Source organism: Bacillus sp. AY3-1, from assembly GCF_008368785.1.
Taxonomy (GTDB): Bacteria; Bacillota; Bacilli; order Bacillales; family Bacillaceae_G; genus Bacillus_A; species Bacillus_A wiedmannii.
Genome location: NZ_QORZ01000018.1, coordinates 84,607 through 102,771, shown reverse-complemented (window position 1 = coordinate 102,771; position 18,165 = coordinate 84,607). Strand labels below are relative to the sequence as shown.

Here is an 18,165-nt window from a genome sequence, read left to right as displayed (position 1 = left end):
TGCCTGTATAACCCTTCTTATTTCTTACTTTCTATTCACATAAAAAAAAGCTACTTGAAAATTCATTTCAAGTAGCTTTTTTATTACTCTGCTAAATACATAAATCCAATTGCACCCGGACCTGTATGAGTACTAATAATAGGCGTTGTAAAGAAAATTTCTGATTGAGCAAATCCACTCACTTTTTCAACAGCCGCTTTTACATTTTCAGCTAAAGGAATTGCTTTCGCATGCGGAATTGCAACAGCTTTTACAACTTTTCCAGCTGTATCTTCCTCAAATAACTTAGCTAACGTTTTTACAATTTGACCTTGGCTACGCACTTTCGTTACAGGGTTATAAACACCATCTTCAAGGCTAGCAATTGGCTTTATATTAAGTAGCGAACCGATAAACGCTTTTCCTTTACCGATACGCCCACCCTTCACTAAATTTTCTAATGTATCTACTACTACATATAAACGAGTATTCTTTCTCACTTCATCTACACGTTTTAAAATTTCTTCTAGTGAGCGTCCTTCATTTGCCATTTTTGCAGCTTCTATTACTTGATATGCTAAAGCATGTGTAATAAATTGAGAATCAACAACTGTTACTTTTGTGTCGGTCATTGATGCAGCACTATTGGCAGTTGCCACAGTACCACTCATTCCACTTGTCATATGAATGGAAAGTACTTCACTTCCATCTTCACCTAACTTGTCATACATTTCTACAAATGTACCCATTGCCGGTTGTGATGTTTTTGGTAATTCCTCTGATTTGATCATTTCTTCAATAAATTCATCAGGTTGTAAATCAACGCGATCTAAATATGTTTGTCCATTTACAGAGATTGATAATGGTAGCACATGAATGCCATACTTTTCGATTACATCCTGCGTTAAATCTGCAGTTGAATCTGTTACAATTTTAATTTTTTGCATATTATATTCTTCCCTTTCCAATACGCTCTCCTTGTTATTATACTAGCATTCCCTGTGCTTTCAACAATTTCGAACAAATTTCACCAAATTAATTATATTTTTATACCTAAAATGAAAAAGACAGAGTTTACTAACCCTGTCCATACTCTGTATCATGCATTTTTTTCAAGGGTATTTGTTTTATATACATTTAAATAATCATTCCACTTCAAACAATTTTGCAAATATTCACGGAAAGAATACGAAAATCTTGGGTGCTTTTGTTTTTGAATTTTTGCAATAAATAATTGAAGACGAGACTGAATTAGAAACGATAATGGATGCTGTGCCTGTAGGACAGGGATTTCGAATATTTTAATACAATCCCCTGTTGAATGAGTGAAATAAAAACTTTTCGTAATCACAATATCAATCCTCTTTTTCATTGGATTTTTGAACTTCCTCTACTTTACGCTAAAACACGTTGTTTAAAGTGGAGACTTCTATGAATACAAAAGTATCCTTAGTCAATCCCTGTAGTCCTTTTGGTTAGAAGATTTATACTCTATTCATCCTCCGTCCTAAATATCCGATCAGACAGGAATCCCGTTATCCGTATATTGCTTAATAATTTTAGTATAAACTTAGCAAAGTGCAAAGTTTGTCTAAATTTTGGAGATTCTATAATTTTTTTCTTCTATATATTGTATACGTTTATGTCTAAAGTATAACAAATAAATAAAAAAAGTGCCTTTATAACGAGGCACTTTTCGACTGTATTTCTTCTTCTCTTTTCTTTTTCCGCTTACTGACAATCTTTGATAAAGCGATACTAATTTCATAAATACAAATAAGTGGTACCGCTACTAAACTATGTGATAAAAAATCCGGCGGTGATATACACGATGCAATGATAATCAATGCTACGTAAGCATACCTTCTTATTTTTATTAGCAATTCCGCCGTTAACAGTCCAATACTCGTTAAAAACATGACAACTACAGGTAATTCAAAAATTACAGCAAATGGAACTGTTAAATTAAGAACAAAATGAAAATACTTTTCTGTCGTAAACATCGTATTAAACATTTCATTACCTATCGTAGTTAAAAAATGAAATAAAAACGGCATTACAACGAAATATCCAAAACATAAACCTGCAATAAATAATATAGACAATACCGGTATATACATTACTATCATTTTTTGTTCATTTGGATGTAAACCCGGTTTTACAAATAACCAAATTTGTATAGCAGCAAAAGGAATTGTACAAACGATAGCAAATACTGTAGCAATCGAGAAAAAAATCCATAATACATCACTTGGACCGAGAACAGTTAATTTCATTGGTAAATCTTTTACTAGCCAAAAATAAATATCCTTCGTAAAAGTAAATCCGATAATTAAAAATAGGACAAAGGATAGTACTGTATATATTACTCGTTTGCGAAGCTCAACAATATGTTCTACTACGCTCATTTCCCGATCTTCCATCTCGTTCACCACACTTTATTTATCCATTTCGAGGAAAATTCATTACATTTTTTCTTTCTTTTCCTTCTCTTGAAATGCATCATCAGTCAATTCTTTCGTTGATTTTTTGAATTCTTTTAACGTTTCCCCTAAAGCCTTTCCGATTTCTGGCAATTTTTTCGGCCCAAACAAAATGAGTACAGCTACTAAAATTAAAATTAATCCTGGAAAGCCAATATTTGAAAACATTTCTCCATCCCCTTTATTAGTAGATTCCTTGTCCTACTATTGCATAATTTTATTTTGTCAAAAAAGTTTGAAAACGTCAACAAATCCATTGCCTTTTGTCAAAAAAATTCAAAAATATAATCAATTATACAAATTTCATTTTCTATTGCCCTTGTGTATGATATGGTAAGGGAAATGACATATTATTTTATGATAGTAGAAAGGATTTGCATTATGACTGAAAAAATGACACGAATGACGCATTTTGTGAAAGAAGAAATTGCAAATGCAATTACACATGGTATCGGTGCCATTTTAAGCATCCCTGCCTTAATTATATTAATTATTCATGCCTCTAAGCATGGTACCGCATCTGCTGTAGTTGCATTTACGGTTTATGGTGTAAGCATGTTTTTACTGTACTTGTTTTCGACCTTGTTACATAGCATTCATCATCCAAAAGTAGAAAAATTATTTACTATACTAGATCACTCAGCCATTTATTTATTAATCGCTGGCACATATACTCCTTTTTTACTTATTACGCTTCGCGGACCATTAGGCTGGACGTTACTCGCTATTATATGGACACTAGCACTCGGAGGTATCATCTTCAAAATTTTCTTTGTACGTCGCTTTATTAAGGCATCAACATTATGCTATATCATAATGGGATGGCTCATAATCGTTGCTATTAAACCACTTTATGAAAATCTAACTGGACATGGTTTTTCACTACTTTTAGCAGGTGGAATTTTATATTCTGTAGGGGCTATATTCTTCCTTTGGGAAAAGTTACCTTTCAATCATGCCATTTGGCATCTTTTCGTTTTAGGTGGTAGTGCGATGATGTTCTTCTGCGTACTCTTTTATGTCTTACCTACAGCATAAAAAAGGTTTCAGCTTATATTAAGCTGAAACCTTTTTTATTACTTATGTAATTGTGATGCGATAACATCCTGTGTATGCTTCGTTAATTCTTTAATATCCATATTCGCATACTCTTCAGGTGTAATCGGCTTAGAAATTGTTACTGTTGCATGAGCTGGTTTCATACGGTTTCCATTCGCTTCAAACATTTTATGTGTACCATCTAACGTTACAGGTAAGATTGCTACACCTGACTTTACTGCAAGGTGAAAACTCCCAGCCTTAAACTCTCCAATTTCGCCACCCTTACTTCTCGTCCCTTCTGGGAAGATTACGATAGAATGCCCGTTCTTTAACAGCTCAATTCCATCTTTAATCGCTTGAAGAGATTGACGACGATCATTACGAACCATAAATACACAATTCATAAGTTCCATCCAAGTTGGTACAACTGGAAACTTCTTAATCTCTGCTTTTGAAACAAATCCAATTGGTTTATTTAAGTAACCTAGTAAAACAGGAATATCCATATTACTCTGATGATTACTTACAACTAGTACCGGCTTATCTTTTGGAACATTTTCCAGACCATTTACTTCAATTGCCCCACCAGCTACACGTACCATTTTCTTACCAAACCAATTTGTCGTTTTATACACAACATTATCTTTTTCTTGTGGCGACATCGTATTTACTTGTCTTTTCAGACGCCACATTCTCGGTGTAATCGCAATTACGATTAAAATTAAATAAAAGATTTTAAAAAACGTTTGAATCATACAGAACCCCCACCTATTATCATTCCGACCTTCATTATACTAGACAAACGAAGGAAAAAGAAGAAAAAATGTCCAAACAGCAAGTGCTTGGACATTTTTAAGTATTCTATATTAGAAACGTTTTGCTAATTCACGAGCATTAGCAATTGCTGCTTCTTTAATTTCTGGTGCTTTTTCAGGGTTTGCATTCATACCTTCAACTGCAATGTATTCAGTTTCATTTACACCGATGAATCCTAATACTGTTTTTAAGTGATTGCGGCCGAAGTCTACAGCTGCGTATGCTCCTTCAGAATAAACGCCACCTGTTGCTTGAATGTGAAGTGCTTTTTTGCCTTCTAATAAGCCAACTGGACCATTTTCAGTATACTTGAATGTTTTACCTGCGATTGCTAAGTTATCTAAGTATGCTTTTACTACTGGTGGATAGCTAAAGTTCCACATTGGAGTTACGAATACATAACGATCTGCATGCATAAATGTTTCTAAGTTTGTGTTCATTGCTGCAACTTTTTGTTGTTGAACTTCAGTTAAAGTTTCAAAACCTTCACCTGCTGCAAATTTACCCCAAGCAGCGAATACATCTGCATCGATTGCTGGGACTGTAGTGTTGAATAAATCAATTGTTACAACTTCGTCTTGTGGATGTTCGTTTTTATAAGCCTCGATGAAAGCTTCCCCTACTGCCACTCCGAAAGAACCTTCTGCTGAATTTGGATTTGCTGTAATAAATAGTACTTTTGTCATTGTATTCTCTCCCTTTTACACATTTTATCTTTAATTTGAGATTTATATTTCGAAAGTAAATAACTTACCTTATGTAAGTATAATACAAAAAGTTATGTTCAATGTCAATAAAAAATAGCTACTTTTTTTTCGTAAGTTAATAAACACTATCTTTTCAATACGTTTTGGTGAAACAAAAAACTACCTCCACATTCCATGGAGATAGTCTTCATCATTTTCTATTTTTGAAACACATGTTTCACTTTTTCAGCTGGAATATTACTTCCGCCTCTACCTTTTACATCTTCAATCATCATTGTAATGACCATATCTGGTGAATTCAAATCAAATGCAGCGAACCAGCCTAGTTCTTTTCCTTCGGCCTCTTTCGATACTTTTAATTCCGCTGTCCCTGTTTTTCCAGCAAGAGTCATTCCATCAATTTTAGCAATTTTCCCTGTACCGTCTGGATCATTAATTACTTTCGTCATAGCAGTTTTTAATATATCCTGATTTCCTTTAGAAATTACATTTTCTTTCCAAGCTTTTGGTTGTTTATCTGTTTTAATAATATACGGTGATGGAATCGTTCCATCATTTACAATTGGCGCATACGTTAAAGCTAAATGAAGAGGAGTCATTAATACTTGTCCTTGTCCATATCCTGTATCTGCCATTTGAATATCATTTTTAATACCATCATTTGCGATTTTAGAAGCTGGGAATCCATATTCAATTGGTAATTTCTCATCGAATCCGAATTTTTTCGCTTCACTCATAAACTTGTCTTTTCCGATTTTCAAAGCTTCTTGTGCGAAATAAATATTATCCGAGTATTTCATCGCCTTATCCAAATCAATCGGATTTGCATCTTTCACACGTGTTACATAATAATTACCCCAAGAAGAATCTTTTGTCCATTTTAATCCTTCAATTTTCAACTCTTCTTTTGGATCAATCGTTTTCGTTTCAAGACCAATTGCAGCTGTAATAGGCTTAAATACAGATCCTGGAACTGATAATTGTGTAAATCGATTCGTCATCGGTTTTTTCGGATCATTATTCCATGCTTCGCGTTGTGCCTTCGATGTCCCTCGTGCAATTATATTAGGATCATATGCTGGACTACTTACTAGTGCAATTGTTTCTCCACTTTTCGGATTAATTGCTGCACTTGAACCAGCTTCGCCCTTCATTTCATTATACGTTTTTTCTTGAACAGCACTATCAATAGTTAAAGTTACATTTTCTCCATCAACAGCATCTGTTTTTGCTAAATTTTTAATTTCTTTTCCTTGCGCATCTTCTACAAAGACACGGCCACCTTTTTTACCGCGTAGCTTTTCCTCTAATACTTGCTCTAAACCGGCTTTACCAACTGGATCATCAGCTTGATAGCCTTTCTTTTGTAGCGTTTTTAAATCTTCAGCATTTACCTTTCCAATATAACCAGTCAGATGAGCTGCCGCTTCCCCTAACGGATATGTACGAACATTTACAGGTTTTGTTGAAACACCTGGTAAATCAATGTACGTATTTTGCGTTGCCCCCTCAGGCAAAATTCCAATTGGTACGAGATACCCTGGTTTTACCCATTTAGCAGCTAGTTTTTGATCAATTTCTTCTACAGACATATTTAATAACTTCGCTACTGTCTCTTTCGTTTGCGGAGCAGTATCGTCTAATTTTTCTGGAACTATTCCAATTTCAGAAGCTTTCCCATTCGTTGCAAGACCTTTTCCATTACGATCGTATATTTCACCACGTTTTGGCTCTGTCGTTTGCATACGCACTTTACTATCTTTTGTCATACCTGGGAATATAAAATCAGGAGTCCAATCTATTTTCCAAGATTCTTTATCTCCATCTTTTTCTTTCACCATTTTTGCTTCATGGGCAAAATTGATTTTACCACCGACTGTATCCATACTTACTTTAAAAGGAACAGGACCTTCATCTTTTTTATCTTCTTTTACTTCTCCTGCTTCTACTTTTAAGTTTTTCACTTCAATGCCAGAATAAATTTTTTCATATTTCTCAGTGAACTCTTTCTTCGAAATATCTTTTTTTGCCTTTTCTGATAATTGATCATACATTTCTGCAAATTTTTGTTTATTCCATGCTTTTGTATATGTATCAAACGCTTCTTGTGGTTTTTCTTCTTTACCACATCCAACTAACATGAATGTTAAGCAAAGAAAAAGAATCCCCCATATCTTTCTCAATCGATTCTCCTCCTCTTTCTACATCAATACTTTAGAAAATATTAGCATTTTTACATGCTACCATTCATTATAGCACTATCGAATCTCATCTATAAACCTATATTGATGGATACAGATAAAAAGATTGATGCGAATATTCACATCAACCTCTATTATTATTGTTGCTTTTCATATACATGATAATAGTACGTATACGGATTTTTTTCATCCGTTAACCCTTTTTCAACAAAAATTTCTTTCCAATTTGCCATATCGATTTCTGGGAAGAATGTATCTCCTTCAAATGCATGATGAATTTTTGTTATATATAACTTGTCTACGTATGGTAAAAAGAGCTCATAAATTTGCGCTCCGCCAAAAATAAAAATCTCTTCTTCATTTTTGCATAGCTCAAACACTTCTTCTACAGAATGTGCTACTTCACAGCCTTCAACATGATACCCTTCATTACGAGTTACAATGATATTACGTCTTCCAGGCAGTGGTCTACCAATCGCTTCATAGTTTTTTCTTCCCATAATAAGCGAATGACCCATCGTTGTTTTCTTTACATATTGTAATTCACTCGGTAAACGCCAAGGTAAATTATTATCTTTACCAATTACTCTATTCTCGTCCATTGCGACCATAAATGAAACTATCATCTTTTCATCTCCTCTACAATTACACTGCAACCGGTGCTTTAATTGCTGGGTGTGGATCATATCCTTCAATCGTTAAATCTTCCATTTCAAAATCAAACACAGATTTCACATCTGGATTTAATGTAAGTTTTGGGAACGGACGTGGTTCACGTGCCAATTGCTTTTCCACTTGCTCAAAATGATTCGTATAAATGTGTGCATCTCCAATTGTATGAACAAATTCTCCCACTTCAAGTCCGCATTCATGTGCAATTAAATGTGTTAGTAGTGAGTAACTTGCAATGTTAAATGGAATTCCAAGGAATATGTCACCACTTCTTTGATATAACTGACAAGAAAGTTTGCCATCCGCTACATAAAACTGGAATAGCGTATGACAAGGTGGTAATGCCATACTTGGTACATCTTCAGGATTCCAGGCAGAAACAATTAGGCGACGGGAGTCTGGCGTTTTTTTAATCATTTCAATTACATCTTTTAATTGATCAAGCGTCTCACCAGCTGTCGTTTTCCAGGCACGCCACTGCTTTCCGTATACATCTCCTAAATAACCATATTTATTCGAGAAATCATCATCTTCTAAAACGTTCTTTTTAAACAATTCCATTTGCTCATCGTACTGCACTTTAAATTCCTCATCTTGTTGTGAGCGAAGACCGAAATCAGTCATATCAGGACCAGTATACTCATCGCTTTCTACCCAGCTCTTAAATGCCCATTCATTCCAAATATTATTATTATGCTGCAATAAATAACGAATATTTGTATCACCTTTCATAAACCAAAGCAGTTCACTTGCTACAAGGCGAAACGGCACTCTCTTTGTCGTTAATAAAGGAAAACCTTTACTTAGATCAAAACGCATTTGATATCCAAATACAGATACAGTGCCTGTCCCTGTACGATCTTCTTTCTTCGTACCATGCTCCATTACATGGCGGCATAAATTTAAGTATTCATATTCAGCATGTTTCATATGTAGTAAAACCTTCTTTCAATCTTATATGAAATTTATCATAACATGAAAAACAGTGAATTAAATAATCCTAATGAATAAAAATATATTTCTATATAAACAGAATTCTACTTCAATATATTTTTACAAAATGTAAATGTATAATCACCTGATCCTAAATCCCTTCCAACGTCATGTTCTGCTTTCCATTTTGTTTCGTCTATCCGTAATGTAGCGCTTGTATTAGCTGGTACAGAAATATATAAAAAGGCTTGTTCCTTTTCTACACGCCACTCAATCTTAATTTCTCCATAAGCTGTCTCACGTTTTACTTTAACCCATTCTATATTCGAATCAAAATGTGGTTGTACATAAAAATGTTTATATGCAGGTTTTGTCTCATCCATTTCTAATCCAATAATATATCGGTATATCCATTCAACAATAGAGCCATATGCGTAATGATTATAAGAATTCATGCTATCATTCCAAAGTGTTCCATCCTCTTTCACGCCATCCCAATGTTCCCAAATCGTTGTGGCACCTTTTTTCACTTGGTATAACCATGATGGATAATCTTCATGAAATAGCAGCTTACAAGCAAGATCATGACGTTTAAACTTGCTTAATATTAAATTCAAATACGGTGTTCCTATAAAACCTGTTGTTAAATGATTTTTATTTTCTTTTAATAGCTCAATTAAGCGATTAAATACTTTCTCATTCACATCATCTTTCACTAGTTCAAAAAGAAGTACTAATATGTGGGCTGTTTGTGTATTTGAAATTAACCTACCATTTGGTGTAACGAATTCATTTTGAAATGCTTGAACAATATTCCCATGTAACTCTGCATATAATTTAGCATCTGTATTTTCACCTAAAATCTCAGCAATCCTTCGTAAAAGCGATGTAGAATAGGCATAATAAGCTGTCGCAATAAAATGCTTGTCTGTTCCGCCTTCATATACATCTGGTTTCGTATCTAATGCGAGCCAATCCCCTAAATGATAGCCTGTATCCCATAAATACTCGTTCTCACCTTGTGAACGTATGTAATCTATATACTTCTTCATACTGTCATATTGTTCTTTTAAAATCGATACATCTCCGTAATGTAAATAATGAACCCATGGGCATATAATTGCTGCATCGCCCCAACCACCAGAAGTATGTAAATCAAAATCCGCTCTTTTCCCAAAAGCATCTGGAATAACTAAAGGCACAGCTCCATTAACATTTTGATCTAATGATAAATCTTGGAGCCACTTTTTAAAGAACAATTGTACATTCATAATTTGCGTAGCTGTCCCAATGAACATTTGTGCATCTCCGGTCCATCCAAGTCGATCATCTCGCTGCGGACAATCTGTTGGCACATCAAAAAAGTTCCCTCTTTGAGACCATTCCACATTATGATGAAGTTGATTGATTAATGGATTAGACGTTTCAAATTCAGTCGCTTTTTCCATATCCGTATGTAATACAATCCCTTCAAAATCTGCTATTTGAGGCGGCTGGGTTAATCCACTTATTTTCACATACCTAAAGCCTTGATATGTAAAATGAGGTTCAAACGTTTCCTCTTCTTCTCCTTTTGCTATATACACTATTTTTTGTTTTGCCTTTCGGAGATTTCCGGTGTAAAAACTACCGTCTTTATTCAATATTTCAGCATGATGCAATTCTATCTTTTGGCCAATATAAACATGACGGACTGTAAATTGAACCCAACCTACCATATTTTGCCCCATATCAATGAGCCATTCGTGATTCGGTAGTTTTGAAATAGAAATCGGTTTAATAATTTTCATTTTACGAATTGCTTCGTTTTCTTGCGCAACAATTATTTGTTTGGAATGCTCAATTACTTCAACATCTTCTAGCCCTTGCCCACTTTCTTCTAGCCTAGCGTCGTAAACCTCCCCTTCATAAATTTCTGAATACAAAATTGGGCTTGGAGTTACCTTCCATGTTTCGTCTGTGACAATTTTTTCTTTCGTTCCATCTTCATACGTTATATGTACTTGAGCAATTATCACACGTCTTCTACCGTAATAATTACGTACATGATGCACGGTAAGTGGTCCCTTATACCAGCCATTACCTACCAGAACCGAAATAGTATTCTGCTCACCCTTTAATAAATGCGTTATATCATACGTTTGATACAGTACTCTCTTATCATAACTTGTCCATCCAGGGGTAAAATAACAATCTCCAATGCGCTCTCCATTTATAGAAGCCTCGTATAATCCTAAACTTGTGATATATAAACGCGCTTTTTTAACTACTTTTTTAATAGTAAAATTTTTATTAAAGGACATAACTTGCGCTCGTTCCTTTTTCGCAGCAATCCAGTTACCACTCCAATTGTCTTGCCCTTGTAACCCAGTCTCCCAAAATGCTACTTCTGACCAAAACGACTCTTCTTCATGATTATCCCATACCTTCACTCGATAAAAATATCGTGTTTCCGTACTATATGAAAATGAATTGATTGGTATATATAAACTTTGATCTGTTTCTACTTTCTGTGAATCAAATACCATAGTTTTAAACTCTCTATCCTTCGCAACCTGCAATCTATAAGCAAGTTGTTTTACACTTCGGTTACTCGACTCAAGTTGCCAACTCATTTTAACAACTTTCGAATCTATGCCGATCGGATTATTTTTATTATCACAAAGTAATTTCTTTATTATTAGCACACTTCTTCACCATCTTTTCTAAATCTTAATTTAAATTAATTATAATAAAAATAAAATTCTAAATAAATAATAATTTTATTCATCCTTACAAAATTATTAACTTTCCATAATTAAAAAGGTTTTCATTTTCTATTACCGAAAGTATAGTGCGGTAGAACAAAATTTATATTTGGAGGTTAGAAGTATGTCTAAAATTGAAACTCCTGTTATGACTGCTTTACAAACAACGGTTGAAAAAATGATGAAGGATTTAAACGTTCCTGGAGCTGCTGTGGCTGTTATAAAAGATGGTGAAGTTATTATTTCAGAAGGATTTGGCTATCGAAATCTAGAGACAAAAGACACTGTTACACCGAGTACTCGGTTCGCAATCGGTTCCTCAACGAAAGCTTTTGGCACACTTTCATTAAGCTTATTAGCACAGCAAAAAAAGTTTAATTGGGATACTCCTATCCAGTCTTATATACCTAACTTCTCTTTATCTGAACTACTTGCTAGCTCACAAGTTACAGGACGGGATTTAGCTTCTCATCGAACTGGTGTAAGTCGTCATGAAGCTCTTTGGTATAGCTCTTCCTTATCTCGAAAAGATCTCGTTGAAAAAATAAAACATTTACCACTTGATGCACCGTTCCGGACAGCATTTCTTTATAACAACTTAATGTATGCAACAATTAGTTATATTGTAGAAAACATTACGAATCAAACATGGGAACAATACGCCACAGAACATATTTTAGAACCTTTAAATATGAGGCATACAAACTTCTCTGTTACAGATTCACAAACAACAGATGATTATGCTTTACCTTACATCGAAAATGACGGTGAAATAAAAGAAGTTCCATTCCGCAACATCGATACGGTTGGCGCTGCTGGTTGTATTAATTCTACAATTGAAGATATGGCCAATTGGGTCCTTCTTCACTTAAAACAAGGAAAATTTGGAGAGCATGAATTAATTTCTCCTGAATTATTACAACAAATGTATACACCGCACAATTCAATTCCAGATCAACCAGTTTTATCACTTCCTGAATCTCCATTAAATAGTTACGGCCTTGGTTGGTTTATTAGCGCTTATCGTGGTAATAAGGTGATTCATCATGGCGGTAATATTGATGGATTTTCAGCGCTTGTTTCATTCATACCAACAGAAAACATAGGCCTTGTCATATTAACGAATGCTGGAGGCACATTACTACCTACTTATCTCGCTAATCAAATTTATGATGAACTACTTGAATTAGAATCCATTGATTGGCATAAACGTGCTGTAGAAGATACTGAAAAAATGAAGGAAATGATGAAAGAAGCAACTGAATCCATTCCTGAACAAATTAAAGGAACTACACCTTCTCACAAGTTAGAGGATTATACTGGTACTTTTGAACATCCTGCATACGGAACATTACAAGTATACAAACGAGATGATTCGTTATTTGTACAATTTATGGAGATGGATGTTCAATTAGCTCATCATCATTACGACATCTTCTCTGCAAAAGTTGATTTATTCCAAATAAAAATGAGTTTATTATTCGCTTATGAAATGAATGTAAGTGGTGAATTCCCATCCCTTCAGTTACATGTACCAGCTATGTTAAGTACGCAGCCGCTTGTATTTAAGAAAATCAAATAAATATTTTAATAGAGGGAAGATAACACTTCCCTCTATTCCCCTTTTCTCTATGCAAAAAAAAAGGATAATACGTAAAGGATACAGAATTCTATTATTCAACTAATTAAATTATCAGGAGGAAAAGCTGTGTACACAGAAATTTTCAAAGAAATTGTTTCGATTACTCATCACGATTATTCAGGTTGTATAGATAAGAAAGGATGGGACGATCCTACTACATATTTACAGACAGTCGAGAAACTAGAGAAACAAGGAGAACTAACACCAGTACAATTTACTGAAATTGTACGTGATTACTTACTAGATTTTAAAGATAATCATATGTTTTTTAAAGTGCACTCTAACAATCAACCTCTTAACAGTATTGGCTTCCAGGTGAAAAGATACGAAGACCGCCTATATATTACATCCACTTCACATGAAGTAAGAGTGAAAAAAGGACAGTCAATCTTAGCATTAGATAATATGAAAATTCCTGAGCTATTAATAAAATATAAGAAATATTTAAATGAGAATACATATGAACGCGAAAAATGGGATTATGTTTTATTACAATCATCAACTTGTACACTTATAAATGAAGATGGCGTAATCGAAACCATTACTTTACAAAAGTATAAACAAAATGAATACACGCCTATTTATTCATTTAAACAGCATAATAAAGACACACTCTTAATTACTTTGACTGATTTCACATCACGTACAATTATATTTTCTAAATGAAAATCATCGTGTTGAAACCGATTTGGGCGGTTCTTTAAATATATTTCATTTTCATCTATAAACTTTATGATTTTATCATCATTTTTTATTTTTATTCCACATGTTTTATATGCCTCTACATATTTTCGATGTTTTTCCATTGCTCTTTCATACCATGGAAGGATATCCTTAGGAGCTTCATATGTATGCATTTTTGCTAAATCTTTTCCTGCTTCTATACCAATATCATATTGTTCTTTTGGTGTATATGTAGGCAATAGCTTCTTCGCATCTTCCCCTTCTAAATATGAAAAAATGCCGTAGCATAAACCTTCTTCTGCCAACAAACCCATTTCAATTGGTTTTTGTGCTTGCACACTACGGTTTTGCATTTCATTTTAAATTTGAAACTCTATTTTCTTTCTTTCATACTCTTTTATATCGCCTGTCCGTAATAAATATTTTTCGTTATTCGCACTCGTAATTATATATTTCTTATCCGGTGAGAAACCTTTGGAGATTTCTTCAATATTAACTGCATCTTTTACTATTTGTATATTGTTTTGCCACGCTGTAATTGTTTTCATTTTTATTCCCCTTGCATTTCTACATTTGATGTATACGCTACTTCTACAATAAACCCATTCGGATCGTAAAAAGAAATGGATTCCTCCAAATTTGCTACCCAAAATTCAATATGATGAATACCTGCTCAAAGTGTATTCATATTAAGAATACGCCCCTTGTACTACTTGTACAATTTCCATTGGTGTATTGACCATATAATCTGGTGCATCTTTTTTCACTGTTTCAATAACATCATATCCCCAAGATACCCATATTACATTCACCCCAGCCTTTTTACACGCTGCTACATCTCGCTGTTCGTCACCGACGTATAACATATCTTTCTCTGTTATTTTTTTCGATTTTAAAAATCTTTTTATCATTTTATCTTTACCGAACAAATTTTTAGAACAATATACCTCTTGTATATTTTCTATATCATTATTGTGTAAAAATGCCCGAATATGCTCTTCTGAGTTAGAAGATATAACGGCAATTCCGTATCCTTTTTTATGCAGTTCATCTAATACATCCTTCATCCCATGAAACAAAATAAGATCTTTTATAGCGGGTTGATACAATTTATAAAACTCCAGCGCTAATATCGGTAGTTTATACAATGGTACATCAAGTTGTTTACATCTCTCTGGCATCGTTAATTTACGCAAATACTCAATTTCTTCTTCCCTTACCGTTTTATATCCGTGCTTTTCAGCAATTTGATTATAAATTGGTACAAATATATTTTGTGAATCTACTAATGTGCCATCAAAGTCAAAAACAATATATTTTTGCATTCCCATACTCCCTTACTTCTTTTTTCCTAAACCTATTTTATTCAACAATATAGTTGCCTTACCCTTCTATAAGCATAAAAAAGAACAAGATTTTCTCTTGTTCTTTTTAAGAAAGCCACTTTGGCGGTATATTCGTATTCCAATAAATATTCCCCAATTCATGGTGTCCTGAGTACCCATCATCAAAACGGTGATAGTGGAAATTAAAATAATAACCATCTTGCGGTGGATGATCTCTTCTTACATGAAATCGCAATAAGTCATTTCCTGATTTCGTGTCATACACATGAAAAATCTTTTCATTATTTCCGCCAGCTGGTCTTTGAGAAATCGCTAATGATTGCAATGACTCCTCTGGCACATCACTTGCAAGCTCAGCAATTGCCTCTTCAATTTTCGGTAATATTACATCTTTAAACTCATCTTCAATTACTGGACCAATTTTAGTGCCAAACTTTTGCATCGACTGCTTCTCTGCTTCTAGCATTGCATAAGTAATAAAAGTATCGGTGGTTAACCTATCATTCGTTTCTTCATATGTATAGGACGTACTCTCCAAATTTTGTTGCCCAGCTGTACTCGTAGGCTTGTCTGCAGCTTTGGCATTATCAAGCAATATGGAAGGAGGCGTCACTAAACCAAATGTAAATACGGTAATTAATGCGACTAAGGTTTTTCTAAACCAATTTGGCATTTATGTTCCCTCCCTTTCACTCATTATATTTTATATAACGGTTGTTTCTTCTATTATACAAAATGATTGTAATTTTTGCACTTTACAATTTTGTTAACGTTCACATATTTTTCACTTGAATATGAAATTGTAAGATTTCATACAATATAAGTACAACAACAATGAGGAGGCAATCAGATGACTTTAGATGTCATGTATTCCGCCGCAAGCATACTCGTTTTAGTATATTTTCTTTATCAATGTGTAACAGATTAAAAAAAGAGCCATTTTTCGGCTCTTTTTCTATGGTAAAAATACAATCCAACCAATCCATACTATAAAAATAATCCCGGCCATTACAGCTGGTAATAAATAAAAATGAGAAAGTATAACTATTCCATACAAAAGTAGTACTGGGAGTAATAAATAGCGATCTGCCTTCCATCTTAACAGTAGTAATTTTCCTTCATCACAATATAAATGAAGAAACATTTTTTTCGTAAATTCATTCCAATAATCGCGCATATAACGAGAGATTGCAACTAAAGCAAATGCAAGAATAATAGCTGCAATCCACCTCGGACTCATGATAATACTTACAGTACTTAAACATCCAATTTGAATATAAAATATTCGTGCACTACTTGTACGGAAAAATTCTTTTAAAAAGGATTCAACAATACGAGAATCCTTTTTCTTCCCTAAAAACTTTTTAGAACGTGGAAACATCCACGGCTTTTTATTCGAACTACTCGGTTTAGCCGCATGACCACCAACTTGCATAATCCCACTTGTCCAGCGCATACTTTCTTCTTTCTCTTTCTCAACTTCTTTAAAAAAGCAATTTTTATAATTTAGTTTTTCTTTTATCAATACGATGATTAATAAAACTGCTAGACCGATACATAGTATAGAATAAAAGGAATTTTTATAAATAAGAAACAGACTCAATCCAAAAAAGGATAGACTTATAGAAAATATCACATTTTTTACAATCCATAGTAACCATCGTTTCCCCACACGTATATGAATAAATCTCGTTAACAACGACAACATAAATCGAAATGCAGTAAAGAATAGCCAAAATAATACGATTTGTACCTTCGTCACTCCAATACTTTTCATCAACACTGGTAACATAGCAACTACTACCACTACATTCGTTATCGCTATTCGAATTAACGTATATGTCATGCCATACTGGATTAACTTTTGCATGTGAGCGGGATAAGAAATTAAAAATAAACTATCCGCTTGTTCAAAAAATGAACGTACTCCCCTTGCATATGTCATCACATAAAATGCGAGTAAACCTAATCCGAAATAAACTGTCTCTCCCGTCGATAGTTCTTCTATCCATAGTGCACGATAATAAATCCCTATAAATATAAGTGCTGGAATAATAATATATAGCGCAACCGTCCAATCAGTTATAGAACGTATGGACTTCCATTTACGATGGAGTTCATGACGCAATCTTTTATAAAATTGTTGTTTAATCATGCTGTTCACGCCTTACAATTACATCAAAACAGTCTAATAATGAACTTCCTGGCATTTCTGCTAACGTTTGGATAGATTCTAAATGTCCATCTGCGACTAATGTACCTTGCGAAATGAGTAAAAATCTTTCGCAAATTTTTTCAGCGGTATCTAATACATGCGTACAAAGTAAAATTCCTGCGCCACGTTCTTTTTCTTTATATAAATAACTTAAAAACTCTTTCGTAGCTACTGGATCTAAACCGATAAAAGGTTCATCAATGATATAAAAATCTGGTTCAGTTAAAAATGCCAAAATGAGCATCGATTTTTGTTTCATACCTTTTGAAAACTTTGATAAATACTCATGTTTATGTTTATCCATTCGAAACATATGTAATAACTCTTCTGCTTTTCTTTCCCAGCTTCCTACTTCGTTCTCGCGAGCAGCCATTAATAGTTCGATATGTTCCCAAAGCGTCAAATAATCATAATATGTCGGGTGTTCCGGCACGTATGCATAAGGATTTTTCTTTTCACCGAATGATATTTCACCATTCATATTTACTAGTAAACCGAGCATCGTTTTAATCGTCGTACTCTTCCCAGCACCATTTGCACCAATAAGTGCAACTAATTCACCTTTTTCAATCGAAAAGTCAATATCATGAATTGTCTTTTCCGCTAAATCATATCCTGCAGAGCGAATATTTACTGCTAACATACATTCCCCTTCTTTCCATTTCCAATACAAACAAGGAAAAGAATAACATACAACTA

General features: G+C 33.9%; 16 protein-coding genes and 3 pseudogenes. 3 read left to right on the top strand and 16 right to left on the bottom strand.

Annotated features, from left to right (window positions below):
- Positions 1–83: 83 nt before the first annotated feature.
- From DN389_RS19425 to DN389_RS19410, 4 genes are all read right to left on the bottom strand, one after another.
- The gene (locus tag DN389_RS19425; RefSeq protein WP_033657798.1) at positions 84–926 is read right to left on the bottom strand and encodes a DegV family protein; all 843 of its coding nucleotides are present in this window, start codon (positions 924–926) and stop codon (positions 84–86) included.
- Positions 927–1,078: 152 nt separating this feature from the next.
- Positions 1,079–1,330 carry a DUF2535 family protein gene (locus DN389_RS19420; protein WP_000629012.1) on the bottom strand — a complete coding sequence of 84 codons (252 nt, stop codon included), beginning with the start codon at positions 1,328–1,330 and terminating at the stop codon, positions 1,079–1,081.
- A 328-nt stretch (positions 1,331–1,658) separates the two neighbouring features.
- Positions 1,659–2,402 (bottom strand): twin-arginine translocase subunit TatC, encoded by a 744-nt coding sequence (tatC, locus tag DN389_RS19415; protein WP_149237486.1) that lies wholly within the window; start codon positions 2,400–2,402, stop codon positions 1,659–1,661.
- Between the two features lie 42 nt (positions 2,403–2,444).
- Positions 2,445–2,630, bottom strand: a complete 186-nt coding sequence (locus DN389_RS19410; RefSeq protein ID WP_000492443.1) for a twin-arginine translocase TatA/TatE family subunit — start codon at positions 2,628–2,630, stop codon at positions 2,445–2,447.
- Positions 2,631–2,843: 213 nt separating this feature from the next.
- On the opposite strand from DN389_RS19410, the gene trhA reads away from it, so the two are divergent.
- On the top strand, positions 2,844–3,500 hold the full coding sequence (gene trhA / locus DN389_RS19405) for a PAQR family membrane homeostasis protein TrhA (RefSeq protein WP_000136880.1): 657 nt from the start codon (positions 2,844–2,846) through the stop codon (positions 3,498–3,500).
- A 38-nt stretch (positions 3,501–3,538) separates the two neighbouring features.
- Here trhA and DN389_RS19400 read toward each other — a convergent pair whose 3' ends face one another.
- From DN389_RS19400 to DN389_RS19375, 6 genes are all read right to left on the bottom strand, one after another.
- Positions 3,539–4,258, bottom strand: a complete 720-nt coding sequence (locus DN389_RS19400; protein ID WP_098190110.1) for a lysophospholipid acyltransferase family protein — start codon at positions 4,256–4,258, stop codon at positions 3,539–3,541.
- Between the two features lie 111 nt (positions 4,259–4,369).
- Positions 4,370–5,005 (bottom strand): FMN-dependent NADH-azoreductase, encoded by a 636-nt coding sequence (locus DN389_RS19395; protein WP_000170043.1) that lies wholly within the window; start codon positions 5,003–5,005, stop codon positions 4,370–4,372.
- Positions 5,006–5,223: 218 nt separating this feature from the next.
- Positions 5,224–7,209: a penicillin-binding protein 3 gene (pbpC, locus tag DN389_RS19390; protein ID WP_001227226.1), complete on the bottom strand. Its 1,986-nt coding sequence runs from the start codon at positions 7,207–7,209 to the stop codon at positions 5,224–5,226.
- Between the two features lie 155 nt (positions 7,210–7,364).
- On the bottom strand, positions 7,365–7,853 hold the full coding sequence (locus DN389_RS19385; protein ID WP_098190109.1) for a dihydrofolate reductase: 489 nt from the start codon (positions 7,851–7,853) through the stop codon (positions 7,365–7,367).
- Positions 7,854–7,872: 19 nt separating this feature from the next.
- Positions 7,873–8,829, bottom strand: coding sequence for a thymidylate synthase (locus DN389_RS19380; RefSeq protein WP_002085878.1), 957 nt, complete (start codon positions 8,827–8,829; stop codon positions 7,873–7,875).
- Between the two features lie 107 nt (positions 8,830–8,936).
- Positions 8,937–11,519 carry an alpha-L-rhamnosidase gene (locus DN389_RS19375; protein ID WP_149237485.1) on the bottom strand — a complete coding sequence of 861 codons (2,583 nt, stop codon included), beginning with the start codon at positions 11,517–11,519 and terminating at the stop codon, positions 8,937–8,939.
- Positions 11,520–11,703: 184 nt separating this feature from the next.
- Here DN389_RS19375 and DN389_RS19370 point away from each other — a divergent pair, with 184 nt between their 5' ends.
- Positions 11,704–13,161, top strand: a complete 1,458-nt coding sequence (locus DN389_RS19370; RefSeq protein WP_098190107.1) for a serine hydrolase — start codon at positions 11,704–11,706, stop codon at positions 13,159–13,161.
- A gap of 126 nt (positions 13,162–13,287) precedes the next feature.
- Positions 13,288–13,875 (top strand): annotated as a pseudogene (locus tag DN389_RS19365) (S41 family peptidase); the annotation flags it as partial.
- Here the strand turns inward: DN389_RS19365 and DN389_RS19360 are convergent.
- The 6 genes and pseudogenes from DN389_RS19360 to DN389_RS19335 form a co-directional block, all read right to left on the bottom strand.
- Positions 13,839–14,453, bottom strand: a pseudogene (locus DN389_RS19360) (aminoglycoside phosphotransferase family protein); the annotation flags it as partial. The pseudogenes DN389_RS19365 and DN389_RS19360 sit on opposite strands and share 37 nt — an antisense overlap.
- Positions 14,454–14,458: 5 nt before the next feature.
- A pseudogene (locus tag DN389_RS29195) lies at positions 14,459–14,572 on the bottom strand (aminoglycoside phosphotransferase); the annotation flags it as partial.
- Positions 14,573–14,594: 22 nt separating this feature from the next.
- Entirely contained in the window at positions 14,595–15,230 is a 636-nt protein-coding gene (locus tag DN389_RS19350; RefSeq protein WP_046955676.1) for an HAD family hydrolase, read from the bottom strand.
- 106 nt (positions 15,231–15,336) lie between these two features.
- A complete protein-coding gene (locus tag DN389_RS19345; protein ID WP_046955675.1) occupies positions 15,337–15,924 on the bottom strand; it encodes a YpjP family protein in 588 nt (195 codons plus the stop codon).
- Between the two features lie 282 nt (positions 15,925–16,206).
- Complete coding sequence (locus tag DN389_RS19340) at positions 16,207–17,406, bottom strand: ABC transporter permease (protein WP_098190106.1); 1,200 nt, start codon at positions 17,404–17,406, stop codon at positions 16,207–16,209.
- Entirely contained in the window at positions 17,399–18,109 is a 711-nt protein-coding gene (locus DN389_RS19335) for an ABC transporter ATP-binding protein (RefSeq protein ID WP_046955673.1), read from the bottom strand. Before DN389_RS19335 ends, DN389_RS19340 begins: the two co-directional genes overlap by 8 nt.
- Positions 18,110–18,165 lie beyond the last annotated feature (56 nt).